The sequence below is a fragment of the Sphingobacterium spiritivorum genome (genome assembly GCF_016724845.1).
Classification (GTDB): domain Bacteria; phylum Bacteroidota; class Bacteroidia; order Sphingobacteriales; family Sphingobacteriaceae; genus Sphingobacterium; species Sphingobacterium spiritivorum_A.
On sequence record NZ_CP068082.1, the window covers coordinates 2831680 to 2853562 of the forward strand.

The 21883-nt window shown below is 40.2% G+C and carries 15 protein-coding genes; 3 read left to right on the forward strand and 12 right to left on the reverse strand.

Going from position 1 to position 21883, the window contains the following annotated elements; all coding sequences use genetic code 11:
- Positions 1 to 40: 40 nt before the first annotated feature.
- The 4 genes from I6J03_RS11795 to panC all read right to left on the reverse strand — a co-directional run bounded on the left by I6J03_RS11795 (position 41) and on the right by panC (position 4214).
- Positions 41 to 2374, reverse strand: a complete 2334-nt coding sequence (locus I6J03_RS11795) for a TonB-dependent receptor (protein ID WP_003011350.1) — start codon at positions 2372 to 2374, stop codon at positions 41 to 43.
- Positions 2375 to 2502: 128 nt separating this feature from the next.
- Positions 2503 to 2808, reverse strand: a complete 306-nt coding sequence (locus tag I6J03_RS11800; RefSeq protein WP_003011348.1) for a hypothetical protein — start codon at positions 2806 to 2808, stop codon at positions 2503 to 2505.
- Positions 2809 to 2963: 155 nt separating this feature from the next.
- Positions 2964 to 3314, reverse strand: a complete 351-nt coding sequence (gene panD / locus I6J03_RS11805) for an aspartate 1-decarboxylase (protein WP_003000684.1) — start codon at positions 3312 to 3314, stop codon at positions 2964 to 2966.
- Between the two features lie 57 nt (positions 3315 to 3371).
- Complete coding sequence (panC, locus tag I6J03_RS11810; protein ID WP_003011346.1) at positions 3372 to 4214, reverse strand: pantoate--beta-alanine ligase; 843 nt, start codon at positions 4212 to 4214, stop codon at positions 3372 to 3374.
- Positions 4215 to 4359: 145 nt separating this feature from the next.
- Between panC and I6J03_RS11815 the strand changes: the two genes are divergently transcribed.
- Positions 4360 to 5190 carry a glycogen/starch synthase gene (locus I6J03_RS11815; RefSeq protein ID WP_003011344.1) on the forward strand — a complete coding sequence of 277 codons (831 nt, stop codon included), beginning with the start codon at positions 4360 to 4362 and terminating at the stop codon, positions 5188 to 5190.
- A 223-nt stretch (positions 5191 to 5413) separates the two neighbouring features.
- Here the strand turns inward: I6J03_RS11815 and I6J03_RS11820 are convergent, their stop codons facing one another.
- From I6J03_RS11820 to I6J03_RS11850, 7 genes are all read right to left on the reverse strand, one after another.
- Positions 5414 to 6535 (reverse strand): DUF1735 and LamG domain-containing protein, encoded by a 1122-nt coding sequence (locus tag I6J03_RS11820; RefSeq protein WP_232279834.1) that lies wholly within the window; start codon positions 6533 to 6535, stop codon positions 5414 to 5416.
- Positions 6536 to 6556: 21 nt separating this feature from the next.
- Complete coding sequence (locus I6J03_RS11825; protein WP_003011339.1) at positions 6557 to 7690, reverse strand: glycoside hydrolase family 18; 1134 nt, start codon at positions 7688 to 7690, stop codon at positions 6557 to 6559.
- 12 nt (positions 7691 to 7702) lie between these two features.
- Positions 7703 to 9292, reverse strand: coding sequence for a SusD/RagB family nutrient-binding outer membrane lipoprotein (locus I6J03_RS11830; RefSeq protein WP_003011338.1), 1590 nt, complete (start codon positions 9290 to 9292; stop codon positions 7703 to 7705).
- Between the two features lie 11 nt (positions 9293 to 9303).
- Complete coding sequence (locus I6J03_RS11835; protein WP_232279832.1) at positions 9304 to 12609, reverse strand: SusC/RagA family TonB-linked outer membrane protein; 3306 nt, start codon at positions 12607 to 12609, stop codon at positions 9304 to 9306.
- 182 nt (positions 12610 to 12791) lie between these two features.
- Positions 12792 to 13967 carry a FecR family protein gene (locus tag I6J03_RS11840; protein WP_003011336.1) on the reverse strand — a complete coding sequence of 392 codons (1176 nt, stop codon included), beginning with the start codon at positions 13965 to 13967 and terminating at the stop codon, positions 12792 to 12794.
- 83 nt (positions 13968 to 14050) lie between these two features.
- Positions 14051 to 14668, reverse strand: coding sequence for an RNA polymerase sigma factor (locus I6J03_RS11845; RefSeq protein ID WP_003011334.1), 618 nt, complete (start codon positions 14666 to 14668; stop codon positions 14051 to 14053).
- A gap of 254 nt (positions 14669 to 14922) precedes the next feature.
- Positions 14923 to 16533, reverse strand: a complete 1611-nt coding sequence (locus I6J03_RS11850; protein WP_201693696.1) for an SUMF1/EgtB/PvdO family nonheme iron enzyme — start codon at positions 16531 to 16533, stop codon at positions 14923 to 14925.
- Positions 16534 to 16721: 188 nt separating this feature from the next.
- On the opposite strand from I6J03_RS11850, the gene ispF reads away from it, so the two are divergent.
- On the forward strand, positions 16722 to 17198 hold the full coding sequence (gene ispF, locus I6J03_RS11855; protein ID WP_003011331.1) for a 2-C-methyl-D-erythritol 2,4-cyclodiphosphate synthase: 477 nt from the start codon (positions 16722 to 16724) through the stop codon (positions 17196 to 17198).
- 53 nt (positions 17199 to 17251) lie between these two features.
- Here ispF and I6J03_RS11860 read toward each other — a convergent pair whose 3' ends face one another.
- Positions 17252 to 18481 carry a TCR/Tet family MFS transporter gene (locus tag I6J03_RS11860; RefSeq protein WP_003011329.1) on the reverse strand — a complete coding sequence of 410 codons (1230 nt, stop codon included), beginning with the start codon at positions 18479 to 18481 and terminating at the stop codon, positions 17252 to 17254.
- A 348-nt stretch (positions 18482 to 18829) separates the two neighbouring features.
- Here I6J03_RS11860 and porW point away from each other — a divergent pair, with 348 nt between their 5' ends.
- Positions 18830 to 21874 carry a type IX secretion system periplasmic lipoprotein PorW/SprE gene (gene porW / locus I6J03_RS11865; protein ID WP_232279831.1) on the forward strand — a complete coding sequence of 1015 codons (3045 nt, stop codon included), beginning with the start codon at positions 18830 to 18832 and terminating at the stop codon, positions 21872 to 21874.
- Positions 21875 to 21883 lie beyond the last annotated feature (9 nt).

Here is a 21883-nt window from a genome sequence, read left to right on the forward strand (position 1 = left end):
TCCTTCGTAAGGATGATTTTGAAATTTAAATTTTCCGGGCTTAATGAAAATGACCTATTTTGACACCTATCGTAAATGTACGGGGTCTTGAAGGACCATAAATATATTCGGAATCCCGTAGCGCTCCGCGGTCAAAATCTTTTTGATAAGCATTAAATATATTCTGTACACCACCGCTCAATTCCAGATTCAGGTCTTTTTTCAGGCTGAATGTATAGCCAAGTCGGAGATTGATTTCCATAAAATCCGGACTTTTAGTCATGATCATATATTCTCCGTCTATCAGATGCGGAATATCCATTTTTCCGGTATATACTCCGGTCACATCTACAGCAAATGCTTTTGAAGCTTTAATATTGGTATTGAGGTATCCGTATACCCTTGGAGCCCGTACAAAATCGGTGATGTAGATTTCAGACTGGTCATTCTGAAATAAAAGCTGGGATTTCTTGTAGCGTGATCGTTGAATGGTACCACCTGTCTGGATGGTCAGAAACGGAGAAGGAGCCACGTTAATTTCAATATTACTGCCGTATACTTTTGCTCCTTCACCATTGATCATCTCTTCGATCAGTACACCATCTGTTTCGCTGGAAAGTACATTGGTAAAAGGATTTTGTAAATCTGTATAGAAACCCTCTACCAATACATTGGCCTGAACATTACCCAGACTTGGGGAATAATTCAGGGAAGCGGTATAAGCATTGGAGTATTCATTTTTGAGATTTTCCGAAAGCAATACAAATACCTGTTGTCCGCCTATAGAGGTTACGTGCATATCTTCATTAAAGGCCTGAGGAGCACGGAATCCACGTGCATAACCTCCTCTGAATTGAAGATTGTCCATCAGATCATACAATAGAGTAAGTCTGGGGCTGAATGTTCCAAAACTTACATCGGATTTCCGGTCAATATTTTTCAGCTGATACGTTCCGTCTACAATACTGTAATCGTACCGGACACCGGCCAATGTTTTGAAACGGTCAACAGGCTTCCACTCGTATTGAACATAAGAGCCTATATTCTGTGTTTTCTGATCAATACGCCTATTGTAGCCGGGGATATCATCCTTGGTCTCATTGCTTTGATACTCGGCACCCACAGTGAACACATCCCGTTCAAAATTATGTACATATTGCGTACCACCGACCATTGAAAGATCTGTTGTCTTTCCGTAAGCATTGGCAGCAACAAGGCTGTCTGCAGCTGTTCTGTTGCCTCCAAGTCCGCCATAGAAACTATCCCGGTTGCTTTTCTGGGCTGAAAAATAGGCAGACCATTTACGCTTAAAATCTTTTGAATAGTGGTCATAAGTGAGACCTCCAATAAAAGAATTTGTCTGCAGCTGTTCTGTAATATCCGTAAAGTGCGGGGCAATGTCAAGCTGATCTCCCCCTCGTCTGAATTCGTGTAGGGTGCTGAAATCCAGTGTTATTTTATTGAATTCAGAGGGTTTCAGAAAAGCCTTGGCACCAAATGTCGTGTTTCTAAGTTTGGTCATTTCCGAAAAACCATCTCCATTGGCATCAAAAGCCTGTCTGTTGCGGTTCATTCCGTAAAAAGTTACCCCCGACATCAGCTCATTATCTACAAAAGAGGTGTTGAAATCAACCGTGTTGTCCCATTTTTTGCCATCAATAAGCGAGTTTGTACTTTTAATCTGCCAGTCATTTTCAACAGGATCTTTAGTGATGATATTGATCGTTCCGGCAATCGCGTTGGATCCGAATAATGCAGATCCGCCACTTCTCACTACTTCAATGCGGTCTATCATACTGGTAGGAATCTGATCCAGCCCGTAAACACTGTTTAATGCACTGAATACCGCGCGGCTGTTGATCAGAATCTGCGAATAAGCACCTTCCATACCATTGAGTCTGACCTGCGAAAAGCCACAATTCTGACAATTGTTTTCCACGCGTACCCCCGGTTGATAGTTCAGGGTCTCAGACATCGCCACGGACTGTGTAGCATTAAAGAGTTTCGGGCTCAGTACACTGACAATCACCGGCGCTTCCTTTCTGTTCATTCCATAACGGGAAGCACTCACCACCACTTCATTCAGGTTCAGATGATCTTCCTGCAAGGTCAGGATGAGCACAGAATCGGTGGACGAAGGGAGAATGTTCTTTTTGAGAGGTTGATATCCCACTGCCCGGATCTGAAGAGTGAAAGCCTGAGTTGGAGGATTCAGTAGTGTAAACTGTCCGTTGTCGTCAGATGCGGTAGCTTGTTTGGATTTGTCTACCTGAATGGTCGCATGGGATACAGGTGCACCCTGTGCATCCTGAATAACTCCTTTCAGTGCCTTTTGGGCATAGGTATCAATAGAGACTAATAATAATATACAAGCAGTAATGTAACGTAAATACATATAGATCAATAATGTTAAATGGCGTAATAGCGTTAGTGTAGAATGTTTGCAATAAGGAAACACCTGCACTAAAGCTTTTCCCGGCATTTTATTGCGGGAAAAAATAAATTAGAATAAGAAGTAAAGGATTACGCCAGATATGGAGGTCCCCGCAGGAAATTGTGGTCTGTGACGATAGAAACTTCATTTACGATGAGGGGGGTATACTCGCTGATCGTCAGGCTGCACAGAATCGCAGAGGTAAATACGATCATATCCGAATCGATAAATGTACCTTGATAGACTACATTTAAGAATTGGATTTCATCGTCAGATTCGTGGTGTTTTTGTTTGGATTTATTTTTCGTGAAGTCGTAAGGGTGGATGTGTGTCACAATCTCACCAGTAGAGGTGACTTCTTTGTGCATAAAAATCACACCGCTGATGATAATCATGCACATCCATACAGCAAGTAAGGAGGCGATTATGCGACGATATGAACAGGTAAAATGCACGTTGATAAAGTTATAACAAAAAAAACGTTACTGCAAATGCAATAACGTTGCAAAAATATAAAAAAGTTTTTAATGTAACAGAGAGGGTTACATTATTATTTTATCAATTTATTGTTATCGTCCGGGAACACCAGGGTCGGGATATGTTTTCTGGCTTCTTCCATTTCCATTTGAGCATATGAGATGATAATGACGATATCTCCTACCTGCACCAATCGCGCTGCTGCTCCATTAAGACAAATTGTTCCGGAACCTCTTTGACCAGGAATGACGTATGTTTCAAGTCTTGCTCCGTTATTGTTGTTAACGATCTGTACTTTTTCGTTGGCAATAATATTTGCCGCATCCATTAAGTCTTCATCGATCGTGATACTACCGACATAGTTTAATTCGGCCTGAGTCACACGAACGCGATGAATTTTGGATTTCATTACCTCAATTATCATAATGCAAAGTTAGATTTTTAAATAAAAAAAACAGCTACGGGGTTATTTTTATGACAATTAATTCAAAATCATATTATCAATAAGTCTCACTCCTTCTACCCATGCCGTTACCAGAGCTACGTATTTTTTATCTGCTTCTATCGTATGTGCTTCATGCAGAGTCGTTGTCTCACATATAGCAAAATATTCCACTTTTACACCTGCTGTCTGTTCAAGAATGGCAATAGCTTCTTCCTTTAACCGATCAGGAGAAGTCTGCGTGAATTGATCACGCACATAGCGCAACGCTTTTGAGAGTGCCAGAGCTGTTTTCTTACCTGCTTGGGAGAGGCGTGCATTTCTGGAGCTCAGCGCCAGACCATCTTTATCTCTGATAATAGGACAGATAGCGAGCTGTATAGGAAGATGCTTATCCTTTATCATTTTATTGATGACCATCACTTGCTGAAAATCCTTTTGACCAAAGCAGGCAATGTCAGGCTGTACTAATGTAAAAAGCTTATACACAATCTGTGTCACACCCTGAAAGTGTCCGGGACGGTGTTCTCCTTCCCATATGCTGTCCAGGTCGCCCAGATCAATATGCCATTCTTCATTTGTACTGTACATTTCTGCTGTAGAAGGCATAAATAAGATGTCGCAATTTGCAGATTCCAGCATCCGGATATCATGCTCAATAGGGCGGGGGTATTTCTCCAGATCTTTCGGATCGTTAAACTGAGTCGGATTGACAAAGATGCTGCATACCCGTATATCGGCAATGGGTTTGGCGTATTCGATCAGGGAAATATGTCCTTCATGCAATGCCCCCATTGTTGGTATAAGTGCTACTTTCTGTTTAGCCTCACGAGCGGCAGACAGATAGTTCTGCAGCTCTTTTTTGGTTTTAAATATCTTCACTTTTTAAAACTTTTCTGAGGGGCAAAAATGGGGAATTATTTTGTGATTCTAAAGCGATGATCTGTAGTGAATTGCGAAAGTCATAAATTATCTGTATCTTTGTGGACCGATTTTACTGTTCTATTAAATAACTAAATAACTGGAGATGGCTAAAACGAAGATATTGTTTGTAACCCACGAGATGTCGCCTTTCCTCGAATTAAGTAAAATTTCTGAAATTACACGCCAACTACCTCAAGCAATGCAAGAAAAGGGTTTTGAAATCAGAATCCTGATGCCTCGCTTTGGTAATATCAATGAGCGTAGAAATCGTCTTCATGAAGTGATTCGATTGTCAGGAATGAATATTGTGGTGGATAATAACGACAATCCATTGATTATCAAGGTGGCATCCTTACCTGCAGCACGAATGCAGGTGTACTTTTTGGACAACGAAGATTATTTTCAGCGTAAAAAGGTTTTCAAAAATGAAAGCGGAGAATTTTTCGATGATAATAATGAACGCTCTGTCTTCTTCTGTAAGGGGGTTTTGGAAACGGTCAAAAAATTAGGATGGTCTCCTGATGTGGTACATTGCCATGGATGGTTCTCTGCACTGGTACCGGCGTACCTGAAAACAACTTACAAAGATGATCCGGCATTTAAAGGTGCTAAAGTCATGTATTCTTTATACAACGAAGATGACTTTGGAAGTTCTTCATTGCATGCAAAATATGCTGAAATAGCTCCTGAAGGAAGTATGACAGCAGAAGATGCTGCAAATTACGGTAGCGGAAGTTATGTTGATGTATACAAAGGTGCGTTGGCTTTTACAGATGTAGCTGTTATCGCTGATCAGGGTGTTTCGCAAGAGATTATTGATTTTGCAAAGAGCAGAGATATTCAGATCTTCGAACCGCACGGAGACGAAGACTATGAAGCTTTCAATGATCTGTTCGATCAGTTTGCTCCTGTAGAAGAGGAAACAACGGTTTAAGTCGGAATTAATACCGGTTTAATCACTTTTAAACGTATAATATAAATCTCTGTCAGTCGAACTGACAGAGATTTTTTTTGCACTGCACTTATCTCTGGAAGATATAAGGGTGCTTTATTAAAAACGCCCGGAGTATCAAATTGTGGAGAATCTACACGTAGATTCTCCACAATTTGATACTATATACTACCCATGAATTCAAAGCAGTGTTAATCAGCATCTGTTAATTCTTAAAATCTACATTCGGTATCCAGCTGTTTACTATTCCGTCTCCGGCTACAGCATCATGTCCGTTACCGGTGATGTCTTTAAAAGTATTACCCGATCCTTCATCCATAGGCCAATAACCGATTAAGTCCGGATTTTTGGCATTGATCGCAAAATACATGTTATTTTTGATCTGATTCTGCGTAATCGCTTTTTTCCATAACCGGACCTGAGCCATCTGGCAATTGTCCATAAAGTAGAAGCCACTGGCAATCATATGAAGATAATCAAACTTAACTGTTCCGCCTTCAGGTGCTGGTGGCTGAAACTTGACATCCGATTCTCCGTTACGATAGATGGTTAATGTGTTACCATCGTATACAAGTGCCCAGTGGTACCATTTATTAGTTTCCAGATTAGATGCGGTCTGAACCTGTCCGCCTAGTGTCTTGATCTGCAGGTAATTATAAGGACTGTTAGCATCTCCAAATCGGATATAGATGTCATCAGAGTCAAATATAGCCTGATTATTAATGCTGTAGGCAGACATTTTAGTCCAGAATTCAAGACTCCATTGCTTGGTACGGATCCCCCACTTATCTGTCGGAAGAGCTGCTACACGACTATTATTAACTCCGGACATTTCAGGTACAGATACCCGCAATGGCTTTGCCAGCAGGTATATAAAGCGGGATTGTGAATTGGAATTCGCAATATTGCCTTTCAATACGTTCCCTAATTCCACTCCCAATGCATACCTGTTCCCATTTGTTTCAAAGTCTTCTACCCGTATCGTATAAATGGCACTTATTTCTCCGGCAGGAATTATCACCTTTGCATTTGCCGGTAAGGAAAAGTTGGGTACAGGCAAATATTCAGAGCTGGTCTCTTTGTTATAATTATCTAACATAGAAGGGGTAAGCTTTATTTCTACTTCTACATCTTCAGCAACTTTTTTAGCAAGACGCACAAGTATGTTAATATCCGCTCCATTATTCATGGTAATAGTCTCCGCTTTTTCAGAACTATTTGCGGCACTGCTGATATAGATACTGTTATCTATAATCTGATATTCAGCATTTTTACAGGAAAGAATCAGGCAGCTCAGACTTAATATGATATATTTCAAGGTTTTCATTTTCATGTGTTTATGTTACATTTATTTTTTGGCTTTTCGCTCATTGAATATCCGGTACAGATTGGTAATGCCTTTTCTCAGGAAGAAATATTCAGGAGAACCATCGTAATCGCCATTTTGATTTCTAGGTATATAATCAAATCCGGAACGGTATAGTCCTGCACCACCGATCTGCTGATCCATACCATTCTGTTTATAGATAAATTGAGACATTGATAAAAAGTTTCCACCTGTATTGGCATACGATTCGAAGTTTTCGGTTAGGATAGTTCTTCTTACTACTTCATCTGCTGTGATTCTTCCCGCAGCTATATGCACGCTCATATCCTCGATAACACCTCTCACTCTTGTAATCTGAGAGGCTGGAGAAGCTCCGTATGCCTGCAGAACGAAATAATCAAAATATTGGGATTCCCAGTCTTTATCTATTCGTCCCGCTGTTCCGATTTCACCATCTATAATAAGTAAAAGTCCGGGTTTGGCCGGTTTTCTACCATCACGTTCAGTACGTTGAGAGCCCGGTCCAAACCAATACCCTAATTCTTCTACAAAGATTTTGCGCTGTACCCGGTTTTGCCAAAGGTACTCACCGGTACAACCACAGACTGTAGGCTCATAATCCCAGTCAAATCCGTCATAGCCTGCTTTGATAACACCATCATATATTGCTTCTGCATATTTTCGTATTGCAGGCCGTATAACAGCTAGATCCGAACTGTTGCCTATATTGTAAATTGGATCAGGAGGCATATCGTCACCTACTTTAGATGAAAACAGCGTGACAACTACTTTTGTACCTTTCACTTTTTGTACATATTCCATGTCTGCTTTTCGCTCCGCGCTCAGGTCAAACTTGGGATGCCCTCCCCAGTTGGATGCGATTGTAATGGAGTCTGGTAATCCTCTCAGGCTATTTTCACCGGTGGGTGCTACACCTGTCCAGTTGTCAAACCAGACAAAGGTCTGCGGCAATCCGGGAGTTTTCTTCCATTCTCGTAGGGCGGCATAATATGCGTCGGTTTTGGTTGTTGCATTCAGATCTGTTGAATTATTATTTATCGACCCGACTTCCGTCCATTCTTTACAGGATTGGAAGGTCAGGACATATAATGCAGTTATCAGTATAATATGTATATTTTTCATAATGTTGTTCATAAAGAATAAAGTTTAGTTTTTCTTTGCCCACCACAAATCTGTAGAGGCCACATCATCGCCACCTAACAGGGATATTGCCTGTGTCACATTTGCCCCGTTGCTTCTGTACTGTGCTTGTGGATAGGGCAGGCGCCTTACCAGACGGCCGGATGAATTGATAACACTACCTATAAAGTTGCTGGAGCTCAGATTATTTTGTGCAGGAAAAAGCTGTGGAAATCCGGTACGTCTGTAATCAGCCCATGCTTCCATACCATATGGAAAGTTCGCAAGCCACTTTTGCGTAATAATTTTTTCCAGTTTGGAATTCTGTGTGCCCGCAACATCATCCCAGTTTACGGTGATAGGATTAGCTACCGTTACTGTTTGTCCAATAATAAAAGGATTTGTATATGCCTGAGGAACCTTTTTTCCAGTCAGATAAGCTCCTGTTGCAACAGCGTGCTGGCTCATAGAGGTTTGTATGCCAGTTTCATAGAAGTTTTTTGCCAGTGCATCTCCGCCTGAAATCCATCCTTTGAGAGCAGCTTCAGCTTTTAAAAAGGAAATTTCGGCAGCACAAAAAACCAGTAACGGAGTGTTGGGGGAAAATGCAGGTTTTGAAAAATAAGTGACATTACTATATATCGTCTTATTGATATTCTGGATACCCGTTCTAACGCCCCTGTATTCTGATCTGAATGAAGCAAGAGTCATATATTTTGGTCTTCTGGGATCTCCAAAACCATTCATATAGGAAGATAAGGTTGCACTAATCGCTAAATCACCCCAATTCACGGATGCTTTGTAATAAGGATTGTCGTCTGTCGGAATCCAGGCATTATCTGCATTTGTCTCTATGGCTCCGGCCTGCATAGCCTGCAGAAACATGCCTTTTGCATAATCTGTATCCACTGAAGAGATTCGCATGGCCATACGCATTTTTAAGGAATTGGCAAATCTGATCCATTTTGAGAAATCTCCGTTGTAAACAATATCATAGGTAGCCATAGGATGGCTTTTTGAATTATTACTCTCCTGAATAAAATTGTTTAACGTGTTGATGCTGCTGTTTAATTCATCAAACATCAGATGATAAATAGTTTTTACATCATCGAAAGCCACATTGTCATCGTTTGATTCTCCGATTTTGGAATAAGGGATGGGGCCATACATATCAGTTACACGCAACATAGCTGCCACCCGGATAATACTTGCCCAGGCATAGATATAGCCCTTACTTTCCGTTACTCTTTTGATCTTGATAAAGTTGGAATTGAAGTCGACCATAATATCTTTGAAAGGAACTTCCACCCAATCCAATGCTGGATTAAAGGTGCCAAAGTTTGTTCCCTGCCAGTTATTTGTGGTCGCAAAGTATCCTCCGTACTGCCCTCCTACCATCTGTTCTATATGCTGACTCTTATTCTCCTGTGCATAGTGCATGGTGGCAATAAGGGACGGAAATAACGTACCCAGTTTTTCCGAGTTGGTCAGATCCTGTTCCGTAGGATTTGTAGGATGCGTATTGAGACTCTCAAAATTTTTGGTACAGGAGATCGCAAAGATCATACTCGCTACTATACCTACACTGTATATATATTGAAATGTTAGTTTTTTCATAATTTTTCGAATTAGAATTGTAGCTTAAGGTTAAAGCCTATATTTCTGAGGCTGGGTTGCATAAAAAAATCAACTCCGGTATAATAGGTGCTCGATGCTGATGGTACTGATTCCGGATCAAACGGAGCTTTGTTATAGAGCAATGCCAGGTTATTCCCTACAATTCCGATGGTCGCATTTGCTATGTTTCCCAATAGCCTTTTGTTGATTGTATATTCTATGCTCAATTCCTGTAGTCTCACATTGTCAGCTTTATAAACATACAAATCAGACTTGCCTGTTCCTTCAGCTACCACATTCATATAATCCTGTGCTGAGATTTCATGTCCGAGAATATTAATATTCCCCTGACGGCGTAAGTTGGCACTATATTCAGATACACCGTATCTGTCCAGAATAGCTTGTGTATTGGAAACTACTAATCCGCCAAAGCGACCACTTAGTACAACATTCAGTCGTAAATCCTTATACGTAAAGGAGTTTCTCCAGCCCATTTGTGACTTCGGTAACAGGGATCCTAATTTTCTGTAATCGTTCGTATTCAGCGTTTCCATTGACGGTAACAGGGTTGAAGGATTTAAGTAAATATAACCGTTGTTATCCCGTTTAAAATCGGATGTAGAATAGATATCACCCATAGATCCGCCCTCTCTGAGGCGTACTACCGGCGAACCGATACTTCCTAATGTTGCTTTATCTACATAGTTCTGCAGTGTGGGATTATCTCTTAATACATCAGCTCCATAAAGACTTACAATCTTGTTTTTATTGAAAGAAAAGGTCAGATTACTGCTCCATGCGAATTTGTTCCAGGTATTCTGGTAACCAAGTAACAATTCAATACCATTATTCCGGACATTTCCTGTTTGGATGATTCTGCCTGTATATTCCGTACCACTTTCGAGAATTGTGTGTGTCTGATTTTTCGTATCGGAACTGTAATATGTAGCGTTGAGGGATAAGCTGTTTTTCAGAAATTTCATGTCCAGACCGAATTCATAAGAGGTGGTCAGTTCGGGCTTTAAGAAAAAATTAGGACGGATCTTACCTAAGGCGTACGTATTCGTCTGGCCATCATAGATATATTGCTCTGTGGTCAGATATGGGCCGTATGAATTACCAACTTTGGTGTAGGTACCTCGGGCTTTAAGATAAGAAAACCAGGTTGGAAGTGTAAATGCCTCACTCACAACTGTAGAAAGTCCTATAGATGGATAGAAGAACGAGCGTTCCGGAGATTGTGACCAGGCTAAGGCCGAATCCCAATCGTTTCTTCCGATCAGTGTCAGGAAGAGGTAGTTTTTGTACCCGATCTCGGCATTCGCAAAAACGGATTGTGTCTGTCTCTTGAGTCCGTCCTGATCGACCTTAAACGTACCTACAGCTCTGTTCATATTCTCTATACTGAAATAATTTATGATCTGCTGCAGATCGCCTTCAATAGTATAGGCATTCATCCGTTTGTCTTTAATAGATGCTCCTGCGTTGATATTAATATTAAAGGGATCAAAATTCTTTGTATAAGTAGCAATCAGATCCGCATATACCTGTCTCTCTTCACGTGTTGTGAGGTTATGCCTGCCTTTAGGACCCGCAAGTGCTCCCAAAGTGCTGGCATATCGGTTATCTGTACTCTGCAGGTTCATATTGTCTACATTGACCCGTCCTGTGATATTCAGATCGTTAGAGAAGTTGTACTTCAGGGAAGAGGTCAGCATGTATCTTCTGCGATCGGCATTTCTGTTCATGCGGTACATCGTCCAATAGGGATTCTGGATAGATAATCCCTGGTCACCGTAGATCCAGTATTGTTTGTTTACCTCTGTTACAGGGTCAAAACGTTCAAACAACTGAATATTTGAAAAATCTTCGTTCCTTGGAAACAGATACAGTGCAGGTAAAGGGTTAAAATATTGTCCCTGTGCTACCATATTTCTGTTGTTTTGGATGATGTAGTTGACACTTGCATCCAATACCAACTTATTGTCCAGAAATGTAGTGGTGTTCCGGTAAAGAAAATTGTATCTGTTATATCTGTTATTCGGCATGATACCATGTGCATTATTTGCACCTGCTGAAAAGTAATTCTGGCTTTTTGCATTACCGGTAGATAGTGCGACTACATTGTTGACATTTGATCCGGTATTGAAAAAATTTGAAGGGTCATAGCGCATATCGGTTTCTTCTCCCCAGCTCATAACGGATCCGGCCACGTTGCCATATGTATTCTGGAATTTGGGCAATAATAAGGGATCTGAGAAAGTGGTACTGTGACTCAGCGAAAGCGTGGTTCTGTCTGCCGACCCTTTTTTGGTGGTGATCAGGATCACTCCGTTCGCACCCTCAAAGCCATATAACGCTGCTGCAGAAGGACCAGTCATGACTGAAATGTTTTCGATATCATCCGGATTTATATCCGCAATACTCTCTGTTCCGGGTTGGGCTGTCATTTGACCGTCCCCGCCACCGGAGATAAAATTATTCATGGGAACTCCGTCTATTACATACAGCACATTATTGTTAAGTGAAATAGATTTGTTACCCCTCATGACTACTTTTACTGCTCCTCCGGGACCTGCAGAGCTGCTGTTAATCTGTGCACCGGCGACTTTACCGACCAGCGAATTGACAAAGTTTGAATTTTTTACAGTGGTCAGATCTTCGTTTCCTACTTTCTGAACCTGATAACTCAATGTCTTTTCTGAACGCTTAATACCTAAGGCTGTAATAACAACCGTTTCAATCTCCTGCTCCTGAGGCATAAGTACTATTCGTATGGCAGAAGATGATTTCACTTCATGACGCTGGGTATGATAACCGATGTAAGTAATCGTCAATACATCTCCGGGCTTGCCATCCAGATTAAATGCTCCGCTTTGATCTGTAGAGGTACGTTTCTGATTTGCATTGTTCAGAATAGATACACCTGAAATAGCCTGTCCCAGCGAATCCACAATGGTACCCGATAGTCTGGTCTGGATCGTTACACTTGTTTTTATTGTTTCAGCTTCGGGAGTCTTGTCTTTCTTCTGGCTGATGATAATGTATTTCTGATGAATCTTGTAATCCAGAGGCTGGTTTTTAAGCAATGCCTGTAGAGCTTCTTTCACAGGCTTTCCGTTCAAAGAAATATTTAGTTTTTTGGTGTCTCTGAGTACATTTTTCTCATATACAAACGTGTATTCCGATTGCTTTTCTATATGTTCAAAAGCATCCTCAAGTCTGGCATTCTTTAGGTTTAAAGAGATGTTTTGCGAATAGCCCCGACTAAAACTCAATGTCACAAATGACAATAACAACAATAAGGATAACTTCATAATGAGGAAGGCCTTTGTTTTAATACTATTTTGAAATAAATAAATATTACTTTTTTCAATATTGAAAAAAATCATAAATTAGATGGATTAGGTTTAAAATCTTGTTTACGCTCGATGGAAAAGCTATTCACTTTGCCGGTTTGTTGGCGGACAAACCGGTTTTTTTATAGCTATGTGTGTGTTTATTTTTTTGTCTTCATAACTTTTAATGTTTTAAGGTTTAAATCAAATTTTACTTCTTCGGTTAGTTCAATTACTGTAATAAGTTCTTTTAAGCTGATGTCTTTTGGTAATTTCATTACAAATTCAGCCTTTATCGGCTCGGAATAAACAATGTCGACACCGTACCATCTGGCTACTTCAGCCATCAGCGCATTTAATGAAATTGATTTTTTAGTGAAGTACCCGTCTTTCCATGCCATGATCTGATCCAGATCGACATTGTTTTCAAGTTGCATCATATTATCTCCGCTATATTGCAATTGTTGCCCCGGTAAAACAGTTTTTTTAAGATTCGACTTGCTTACAGCCACCGCACCTTCTAATACTGTTGTATAGATTGCGGACTGAGGAGTATAGGAGTTGATATTGAAATGCGTCCCCAATACAGTGACTTGCATATCATTGACATCTACAATAAATGGTTTGGATTTATCTTTTGCAACTTCAAAATAAGCTTCACCCTTTAGTTGTACTTTCCTGCTGCCGGAGGTGAATGAAGTCGGAAATTTCAGAGAAGAAAGTGCATTCAGCCATACACGGGTTCCATCAGGCAGTAATATCTGATAAAATCCTCCTACAGGTGTTTCGATTGTATTAAATGAAAGCCTGGAAGTTGAGGCAGAGCGGACACTGTATGTTATCTGTCCATCATTGGATTTCGTTATCCGTATATTTCCTTCTTCTATAGCAGCGCCCTCAGATAAAGAATCCAATATCACTTTGTTCCCGTCTGATAAGGTAAGTATAGCCTTGTTGCCTCCTGCGGGAATATCGTAAGTAGTCGCATCAGTGATAAGAGGTTGTGATGTATGATTCTGGGAGAAAAAATAGATACCTAAAACAATCAGTATACTCGCAGCGATGGACAGCGGTTTGATCCATCTTATTTCTTTAGATGTGGATACAGAAACAGGTTTTGTGGCAAGTATGGATTGTATTACTGCATGAGGGTCGATTTGTGGCAGACTGTTATCCGGAGCTTCAAATTCATCGTAGTAATGTAACAACAGCAGTTCTTCAGCCTTCTTTCTATTGCCTTGATTTGCAAACCAGTGAAATAGTTGCTGACGCTCTTTTTCTGACGCTGTTTTATCGTAATACTTACGGAATAAGTCATGTATCTGCTCGTCTGTCATTGGTCTATAATAAAAGGTAAAACTGGTTATATGCTATAAAGACATATAACCTTAAAAAAGTGGTAATGAAAAAAAATATTTTTTTAAAATCTTTGATATACTGCAGACAGAATGACGAGCAGGATTCCTCCTTCTTTACCTTTTAATCTGTTTTTCAAGGTCTGATTGGCCAGATACATATGCTTACGGACCGTTTCTACTGAAATATCGAGCATCCGGGCGATCTCCTCATATTTCATTTTTTTCAGTTTGCTTAGACGGAATATTTTCTGTTGCTGCAGAGGAAGATTATCAATTTCCTGTTCAAGAAGTGTATAGTAAAGTTCCAGATCGGCTTTATGTTCTTCTTCTTCTTGTGGGATCTGTTTAAAGTTTGCCTTTTCGTTCAGAGATTCAAATAGTACATTCTTTCTGGATTTTTCATTCAGCAGATTGTAGACCCTGTTGCGTGTGATGATAAAGAGATAATCTTTAAAATTAGTAATCGTATGCAGATTCTCCCGATCTGTCCATATTCTCAAAAATACTTCCTGCAATACGTCTTCGGTCAGAGAAATATCCTCTAACAATTTAAAAACATAATTACCAAAAGGCTTATAGTAGTGCAGAAATAAGGTTTCAAAGCTTTTATGATCCCCATTACTAATAGCGACTAATAAAGTATGTTCATTATCAAGACTGGTTATTTTCAAGTTTAACATAAATGTTACACAGTGCGAATATAGGATATAATGGGTATTGTTTTAGTAAGTGTATTACGAAAGTATGAAAAAGATATATTATTTAACCTCTTGAAATAAATTTAACTGTTAGTGCCAGGCTAATCTTTCTTCTTTTTCTGGAATGGGGGAGGCTTATTCTTTCTGTAGAGAGCTGTATGAACGCTGCGCGTTGTGCACAAAAAAGGCTTCTATACAAACGTATAGAAGCCTTTTTTGTTGTTTTATAAATTTCCTTATGGTCTTGAACTGGCTTTCGGGCGGCTGGATTTACCTGCCTTTGGCGCTTTTCCTGCTTTAACACGTTGATTGGCTGCCGGTCCAAACACGTTGCCGACCATGGTCATCGCACATCTGAATCCGGTCATCGCATTCGACTGATCTTGTTGCATAAAACGTCTTGTAGCCGGATTCAACCAATACGCTCTGTCATTCCATGATCCGCCTTTGTATACGCGGGAGTTATTATTGACAAGCGTTGTATTACCATAAAGTTTAGGATCGATTTCGTCATCAAAACCACGGGCATCGTTGTTATAAGAAGAGATACCGGTAGTTGCTGAGCTGTCTCCGCTGTTTTTAGCGGCTTGTAGTTCTGCCCAGGTTTGTTTTCTCGGAGCTTTTGCCGGTACTTTTACAGGACGTCCGTATTTATCTTTTGCAAGGATGCGTTGTTCAGCATCATCGTATTTTTTATCCGTAAATACATTTCCGCGGAAAGGATTGAAATCCTCAAAATCTTCAAAAGATAATTGTCTGTACACATCGCCTACCCACTCATTGACATTACCTGCCATATTGTAAAGGCCGAAATCGTTTGGTGCATAGCTTGTAACAGGTACGGTAATATCACCGCCATCATTCAGATTGCCGGCTACCCCCATATTGTTACCTCCTGTGATCTTGAAGTTGGCAAGCATTTGTCCTTGATTTTTTCGTTTATCCGAGCGTACACCAAGTCCGTTCCAGGGATATATTTTACTTGTATTGATATTTCCTTCTTCTGTATTTCCGATAAGACCTAATGCCGCATATTCCCATTCTGCTTCTGTAGGCAGACGATAAGGTTGTTTCAAAATACCGTCTTCCATACGTACCGTGCGTTTCGCTCCTGCAGCAGCACCCGGACGGGCATCAGTAGGCATATTCTGTCCGTCATAACCTTCTCCTTTAAGCTGGCCATTAAGGTACATATCGGTATTGAATTTTCCTCCCGCATTCTGATTTTGGGAATTTTTCTGATAATCTACCAATATACCTCCCTGACGTAAAATGTTTTCATTTACACGATCCGTTCTCCAGGTACAATAATCATTTGCCTGATCCCAGGAAACACCCACTACAGGATAGTCCTGAAATGCCGGGTGTCTGAGGTAAAGATTGACATAAGGTTCATTATAGGAAAGCGGATTTCTCCAGACCAAAGAGTCTGGCAACGCATTGTAATACATTTCGCCGTCTTCAGGAAAACTCTGTGCAATCCAGTGCAGATATTCAAGCCAGTCAGCATTAGATACTTCCGTCTCATCCATGTAAAAAGATGCAACTGTAACACGCCTTTTCAAGTTGTCATGAGAGTAGGCCAGATCTTCATTCAGACTGCCTCCCATAACAAATGTACCACCCTCAATCGCCACTAATCCCGGACCGGGAGATTCCTGTACCTTTCGGTTGATATGAAGCCCTCCGTTATATGGATCGTTGTACGCAACACCAGTTTTGGAAGAGACGTCTTTCTTACCTTTATTTGAACTGCAGGAGGAGATCAGCACTACTCCGGCCATTATAAATAAAAGTTTTGACAGACTAAAATTTGAAACGTTCATTATTAAGGTATATGTGTTCATATATATGTCTGTCAAAAGTAGTAAATATTTTTTTTAAAAGTTATAGACAAATAGATTGATTCGTAGCTTTTTAACTACCATAGGAGATTTTACACCTAATATACTGTTTTAGTAGCAGTTGTTCTTTGTAATAAATATTCAGAAATAGGTTTCCTAATTCGCGAAGCTTCTTGTATTTTCGTCAAGATATGAAAATGAAAGTTGGTTTTGGTTTTGATGTACACCAATTAAAAGAAGGGCACCCTTTTGTTATGGGAGGTGTCACATTAGAACATCATGCGGGAGCATTCGGACACTCTGATGCAGATGTACTGGTACATGCAATTTGTGATGCAATATTAGGTGCTGCAAATCTGGAAGATATTGGATATCATTTTCCTAATACGGATGATCGGTGGAAAGGTATATCCAGTCTTGTCTTACTTCAGCAATGTATTGTGCTTATTAAGGAGAAAGGGTGGACACTGGGCAATATCGATGCGATGTTGTGTCTGGAAGCGCCCAAGATCAAACCTTATATTCCCGCAATGAAGCAAAAGATAGCTGAAGCTGCAGGGATAGATGAAGAAGATATTTCCATCAAAGCGACGACCAACGAGACGATGGGTTTTGTCGGCAGGCAGGAAGGTGTAGTGGCCTATGCCGTATGTCTGATTCAAAAATAAGGAATACGAATCTGTCTCTTAAAATATAAAAAGCCGGCAATAGAATCTCTGTTTTACGATTCTGTTGCCGGCTCTTCTTTTTTATTAAAATAAAGAGCCGCAATGCTTACTGCTATTAAGGAAAGTACGGAAGCCATCATAAAGGGTGCTCCCGGAAAATAAGCATTATGCTTATGATTTGTGAAAAATGCAAATATATTGCTCATCAACGGCGGCCCAAAGATGGCCGTAAGGCTGACAATACTGGTAATCCCACCCTGAATCTGCCCTTGTTCATTATTTGGAGTATGGTTAGAGATAAAACTTTGCATCGCAGGTCCGGCGATACCTGCAAATACGAAAGGAACACTGGCCGCAAACAACATCCATGGCTCATATGAAAAAGCCATCAGAGGAAAGGAGATGACATACAGGCTTAATCCGATAACAATACTTTTAGGAAGACCGAGTTTGGGAATAATAATCCGTAATAATCCTGCTTGTACAATCGCAAGAAGTACACCAATAAAACCCATCGAAATGCCGACCATACGCTCATTCCAGGCATATCTTTCCATGGTGTAATAGGACCATGTGCTCTGTACGGCATGGGCTGCGACATTGATCAGAAATATACAGATAATCAGAGGCTTGATCTGCGGATACTTGGCGATATAACGAAATGCACCCACAGGGTTTGCATTTTTCCACTGAAAAGGTCTTCTGTTTTCGGATTTTAAAGATTCCGGAACCATAAAGTACCCGTATACAAAATTCATAAAACTAATGGCTCCGGCGGCAAAGAAAGGAACTCTCGGGCCGTAGTGTCCCAGTAAACCTCCTAATACCGGACCAATGATAAACCCAATACCAAAGGCAGCACTTAATAACCCGAAATTCTGAGCTTTCTTGTCAGGAGTGCTGATATCTGCTGTATATGCTGCTGCTACGGTCATGCTTGCGCCGGTAATCCCTGCCACAAAACGGCCGATAAAAAGCCATAAAATAGAAGTGGCGAATCCCATCAGCAAATAATTTATACAGAATCCCAGAAGTGATAACAACAGAACAGGACGCCTCCCGAAGCGGTCACTTAAATTTCCAAGGACAGAGGCAAATACAAATTGAGTAATAGCATAACTAAACATAAGCCAGCCACCATATTCTGATGCTTCACTCAATGTGCCCCCTGTCAGTTCTTTGATAAGGGTAGGTAATACCGGAATAATAATTCCAAGACCTATAACGTCAATAGCTACGGTAATGAATATAAAAAGAAGACCTGATTTTTTTTGTTCCTGCATATGATTATCAGAATAAAGGTAGTATTTTTATCAGACTAACAAAATCAATTTTAATGTTCGCTGCCTTAGGATAAAAGACTGTTAACTTCCTTCCGGAATCATTAGTAGAAGACCAGAAATTATAAACAGAGATGATTTCTTTCCGAGGGAAAGTATATGAAGATTTGTTTCCCTGATGTCCTTAATATTTCTACTAAAAATTTAATTTTTAGATTTATCAAAAAGTAAAGAGCTTAAAGTGAGGAAATATTGATATTTTTGCTAAATATAGCATCCGTGTGTTTTCTGTAATTAAAGTAACCATATTTTTTAGGTAGCTAAATGATAATCAACAAAAAAAGCTTCATTTTGAAATCCTACGTTCGACCAGTTTTTGCCGTACTGTTGTGCAGTGTTTTATTCTATGCCTGTAAGTCTGGACAAAGAAGAAATAACCGGAATGTAAAAGACGTGGAAGAACCTCAATATAATAAAGTTGAGAATTTTACTTCTAAATATAACATTCTGTATAATGCCAAACGTATGATGGCGGATGAACAGAAGGCTATCGCACGGCTTAAAAAGGAAAACTACCAGATCAATCTTACCGTTTTTGATGAACCGACCGCACAGGGAGATCCGCATCAATTAATGGATTCTTTGGTTCAGAAGGCCTATAAAATCATCAATTCAAAGCAGGAAAGTAAATATGTCAATGAGGCCTATCTGATCGTTGGCCGGGCGAACTATATGAAAGGGTCGTATTATACCGCTAATGAATATTTTGAGTATCTCAAAAAGAACTCAGCAAAACAACCGGAATACAGACCTGTTGCTTATGCCTGGAAATCCAGATCCCTGCTTCAGATAGGAAAAGTAGAACAAGCTATAGCTGCTGTGGATTCTGCCTTTATGTTTTTAGATGACAATGAATCTACCCTGTCCCTGGTCAATGCGGCCAAAGCCAATTTACTGGTCAGAACCGGTAAATCTATAGAAGCAATCCCTTATCTGGAATTGGCCTCAGAATCTGCGAAAAGTAAAGTAGACCGGCTGAGGTGGAAATTTCTATTAGCTCAGCTGTACAAACAAAAAGGCGAAAAAGAGAAGGCTTTTCAGTATTTTTCCAAGATCGCCCGAAGTAATGTCTCTTATGATATGGCCTTTGAGGCAGATCTTCAGGCTGCTTTTTTACAAGGCGAAAAGGGAATGAAGTTTGAAGATCGTGTGAAACCATTGAAGCGAATGTTGAAAGATGGTAAAAACGAAGATTATAAAGATCAGATCTATTATGAGATCGGTAATATGTACTACGCAGAAGGAAAAGAAGATGAGGCTTTAGCATATTACAAATTATCCTTGCGTCAGCTTCACCCAAGTCAATATCAGACAACTGAAACCTATCTGACTATGGCAGATCAGGCTTTTGACAAAAAGCAATACCGGATAGCGCAAAACTATTACGATAGTGTCGCTACAGTGTTGCCCAATGACTATACCAATATAGATCAGTTAAGAAGAAAGCTGATCTATATGAAAGATCTGACTCAGGTATATGAGGAAGTCGCCTGGCAGGATACCCTTCTCGGACTGGCAGCTCTGAACGATGCTGATCTGCAACAAAAGCTGGATGAATACGCATCGAAAAGCTTAAATGATAAACTTTTGGAACTGGAGTTGCAAAAGAAGGAAGCTAAAAAGGGAAAAAAAGGTGGAGAAAGTCAATATAGAAGGACAAATCTGAACGACTATCAGGTAAATAAAGATTCTTACTCAGATGGTAAGTTCTATTTTAATAATCAGGATGCCATGCTATTAGGTAGTTCCGAGTTTAAAAGACGTTGGGGCAGCCGTCCGCTTTCGGATAACTGGAGATACAGCCAGTCTTCGGCATTAGATCTGGCAAGCAGAGCGCAGAAAGCAGAAGTGGATACCATGTTGTCGGAGCGTAAAAAAGATAAGAAAGAACCCGAATTTGATCGAGAGACCTGGGTGAATAATGTAAAAAACAGATATGAGAAGGCTATTCCTAAAAATCAGGTAACTTACGATTCTATTCATCAGATTGTTCATGATGACCTGATCAAAATAGGTAATATTTACCGGGATTACACCAAAGATCCGACAGAAGCTATTAAAGCCTATGAAAACTTCCTCGACCGCTATCCGAATACTCCGGCTGCTGCTGAAGTGTATTTCTCCTTATACCGTATGTATGAAGGAATAGATAAAACGAAATCTTTGGCTTATAAAAATAAACTCATCACTTTATTCCCGAATACCATACATGCCCATGTTGCACAGGATCCGTATTACCTGGATAAGGTAAAACGCGATAAGGAGACGCTCGATAAAGCATACGCCCGTATCTTTGATCTGTACGCAAACGGAGACCATGTAGCCGTTATCAGTCAGGTAGATCAGGAACTGCAGAATACAGAAGATAAACAGAGTATTGTTGCCCAGCTCCGTTACTTGCAGTCCCTTGCTGTCGGACGGGTAGGACGTGTGGACGATTTTGTGAAGTCCTTGTCAAAAATTGTAACAGACTTTCCAAACGACAGTCTGGTTACTCCTTTGGCAAAAGAGAATATTTCGTTTGTGAATAAGAATCCGGATATGTTCTATACGCGTGTCAATGCCTTGCAGGACATAAAAAGCGATCGTATAGCTTTTGTGGATGAACCTTCCATGACCCAGTGGCCTGCACTTTCTATTGATGGCGATTACCGTACGGGGGTAGCCTTACCGATCAAAAAATTGCCGGAGAAAGAAAAACCCAAAGAAAAGGTTGTTGCCAAAGTAGAAGAGAAAAAGATTCCTGAAAAGAAAGAGGAGCCTGTTGTAAAGGCGGAAGAGAAGAAACCTGTGGAAGTACCTAAGGTAGAAGAGCCAAAACCGGAGGAGAAAGTAGCTGTCACCGAACTTAACTCCGGGGAGGTGAAAACTAAGGTGGGAGTCAACGGCGAGATTAATACCAATGTGGAATTAAAGGGACTGGATGTCAAACCCGGACAGGCAAAGATTGATCTGGGACCAAATGATTACCGTGACAAACAATTGTTACCGGATAAAGGCGTTTACTTTTATGTGATTAACGTGGAGAATGCAACAGTCAATCTGGCGCCAAGCCGATATGGTATAGGTCAGTTTAACAGGACAAGATATAATCAGGCTCGTATAGAACATATTCTGAGAAATATCAATGGTGAAAATCAATTGATTTTCGTTGGTCCGTTCAATTCTTATGAGGAAGTAAAAGCTTATGAAACAAGAATTTCACCTTTGATTCCGGATATTATGAAGATACCTTTCGAAATTTATAATACTTTTGTAGCGACAAAAGAGACGATTGGCACGTTAACTGATGGTATTCAAATTAAAAATTATCAAAAAGTTTATTCGGAACAATAGGATCTGCTA

Bases quoted from the DNA above. Each gene is read 5' to 3' on its own strand.
- I6J03_RS11850 (WP_201693696.1), bottom strand. From the start codon at position 16,533: ATGAACACATATACCTTAATAATGAACGTTTCAAATTTTAGTCTGTCA.
- I6J03_RS11825 (WP_003011339.1), bottom strand. From the start codon at position 7,690: ATGAACAACATTATGAAAAATATACATATTATACTGATAACTGCATTA.
- I6J03_RS11800 (WP_003011348.1), bottom strand. From the start codon at position 2,808: ATGATTATCATCAGCGGTGTGATTTTTATGCACAAAGAAGTCACCTCT.
- I6J03_RS11835 (WP_232279832.1), bottom strand. From the start codon at position 12,609: ATGAAGTTATCCTTATTGTTGTTATTGTCATTTGTGACATTGAGTTTT.
- panD (WP_003000684.1), bottom strand. From the start codon at position 3,314: ATGATAATTGAGGTAATGAAATCCAAAATTCATCGCGTTCGTGTGACT.
- ispF (WP_003011331.1), top strand. From the start codon at position 16,722: ATGAAAATGAAAGTTGGTTTTGGTTTTGATGTACACCAATTAAAAGAA.
- I6J03_RS11830 (WP_003011338.1), bottom strand. From the start codon at position 9,292: ATGAAAAAACTAACATTTCAATATATATACAGTGTAGGTATAGTAGCG.
- I6J03_RS11820 (WP_232279834.1), bottom strand. From the start codon at position 6,535: ATGAAAACCTTGAAATATATCATATTAAGTCTGAGCTGCCTGATTCTT.
- I6J03_RS11795 (WP_003011350.1), bottom strand. From the start codon at position 2,374: ATGTATTTACGTTACATTACTGCTTGTATATTATTATTAGTCTCTATT.
- I6J03_RS11840 (WP_003011336.1), bottom strand. From the start codon at position 13,967: ATGACAGACGAGCAGATACATGACTTATTCCGTAAGTATTACGATAAA.
- I6J03_RS11860 (WP_003011329.1), bottom strand. From the start codon at position 18,481: ATGCAGGAACAAAAAAAATCAGGTCTTCTTTTTATATTCATTACCGTA.
- I6J03_RS11845 (WP_003011334.1), bottom strand. From the start codon at position 14,668: ATGTTAAACTTGAAAATAACCAGTCTTGATAATGAACATACTTTATTA.
- I6J03_RS11815 (WP_003011344.1), top strand. From the start codon at position 4,360: ATGGCTAAAACGAAGATATTGTTTGTAACCCACGAGATGTCGCCTTTC.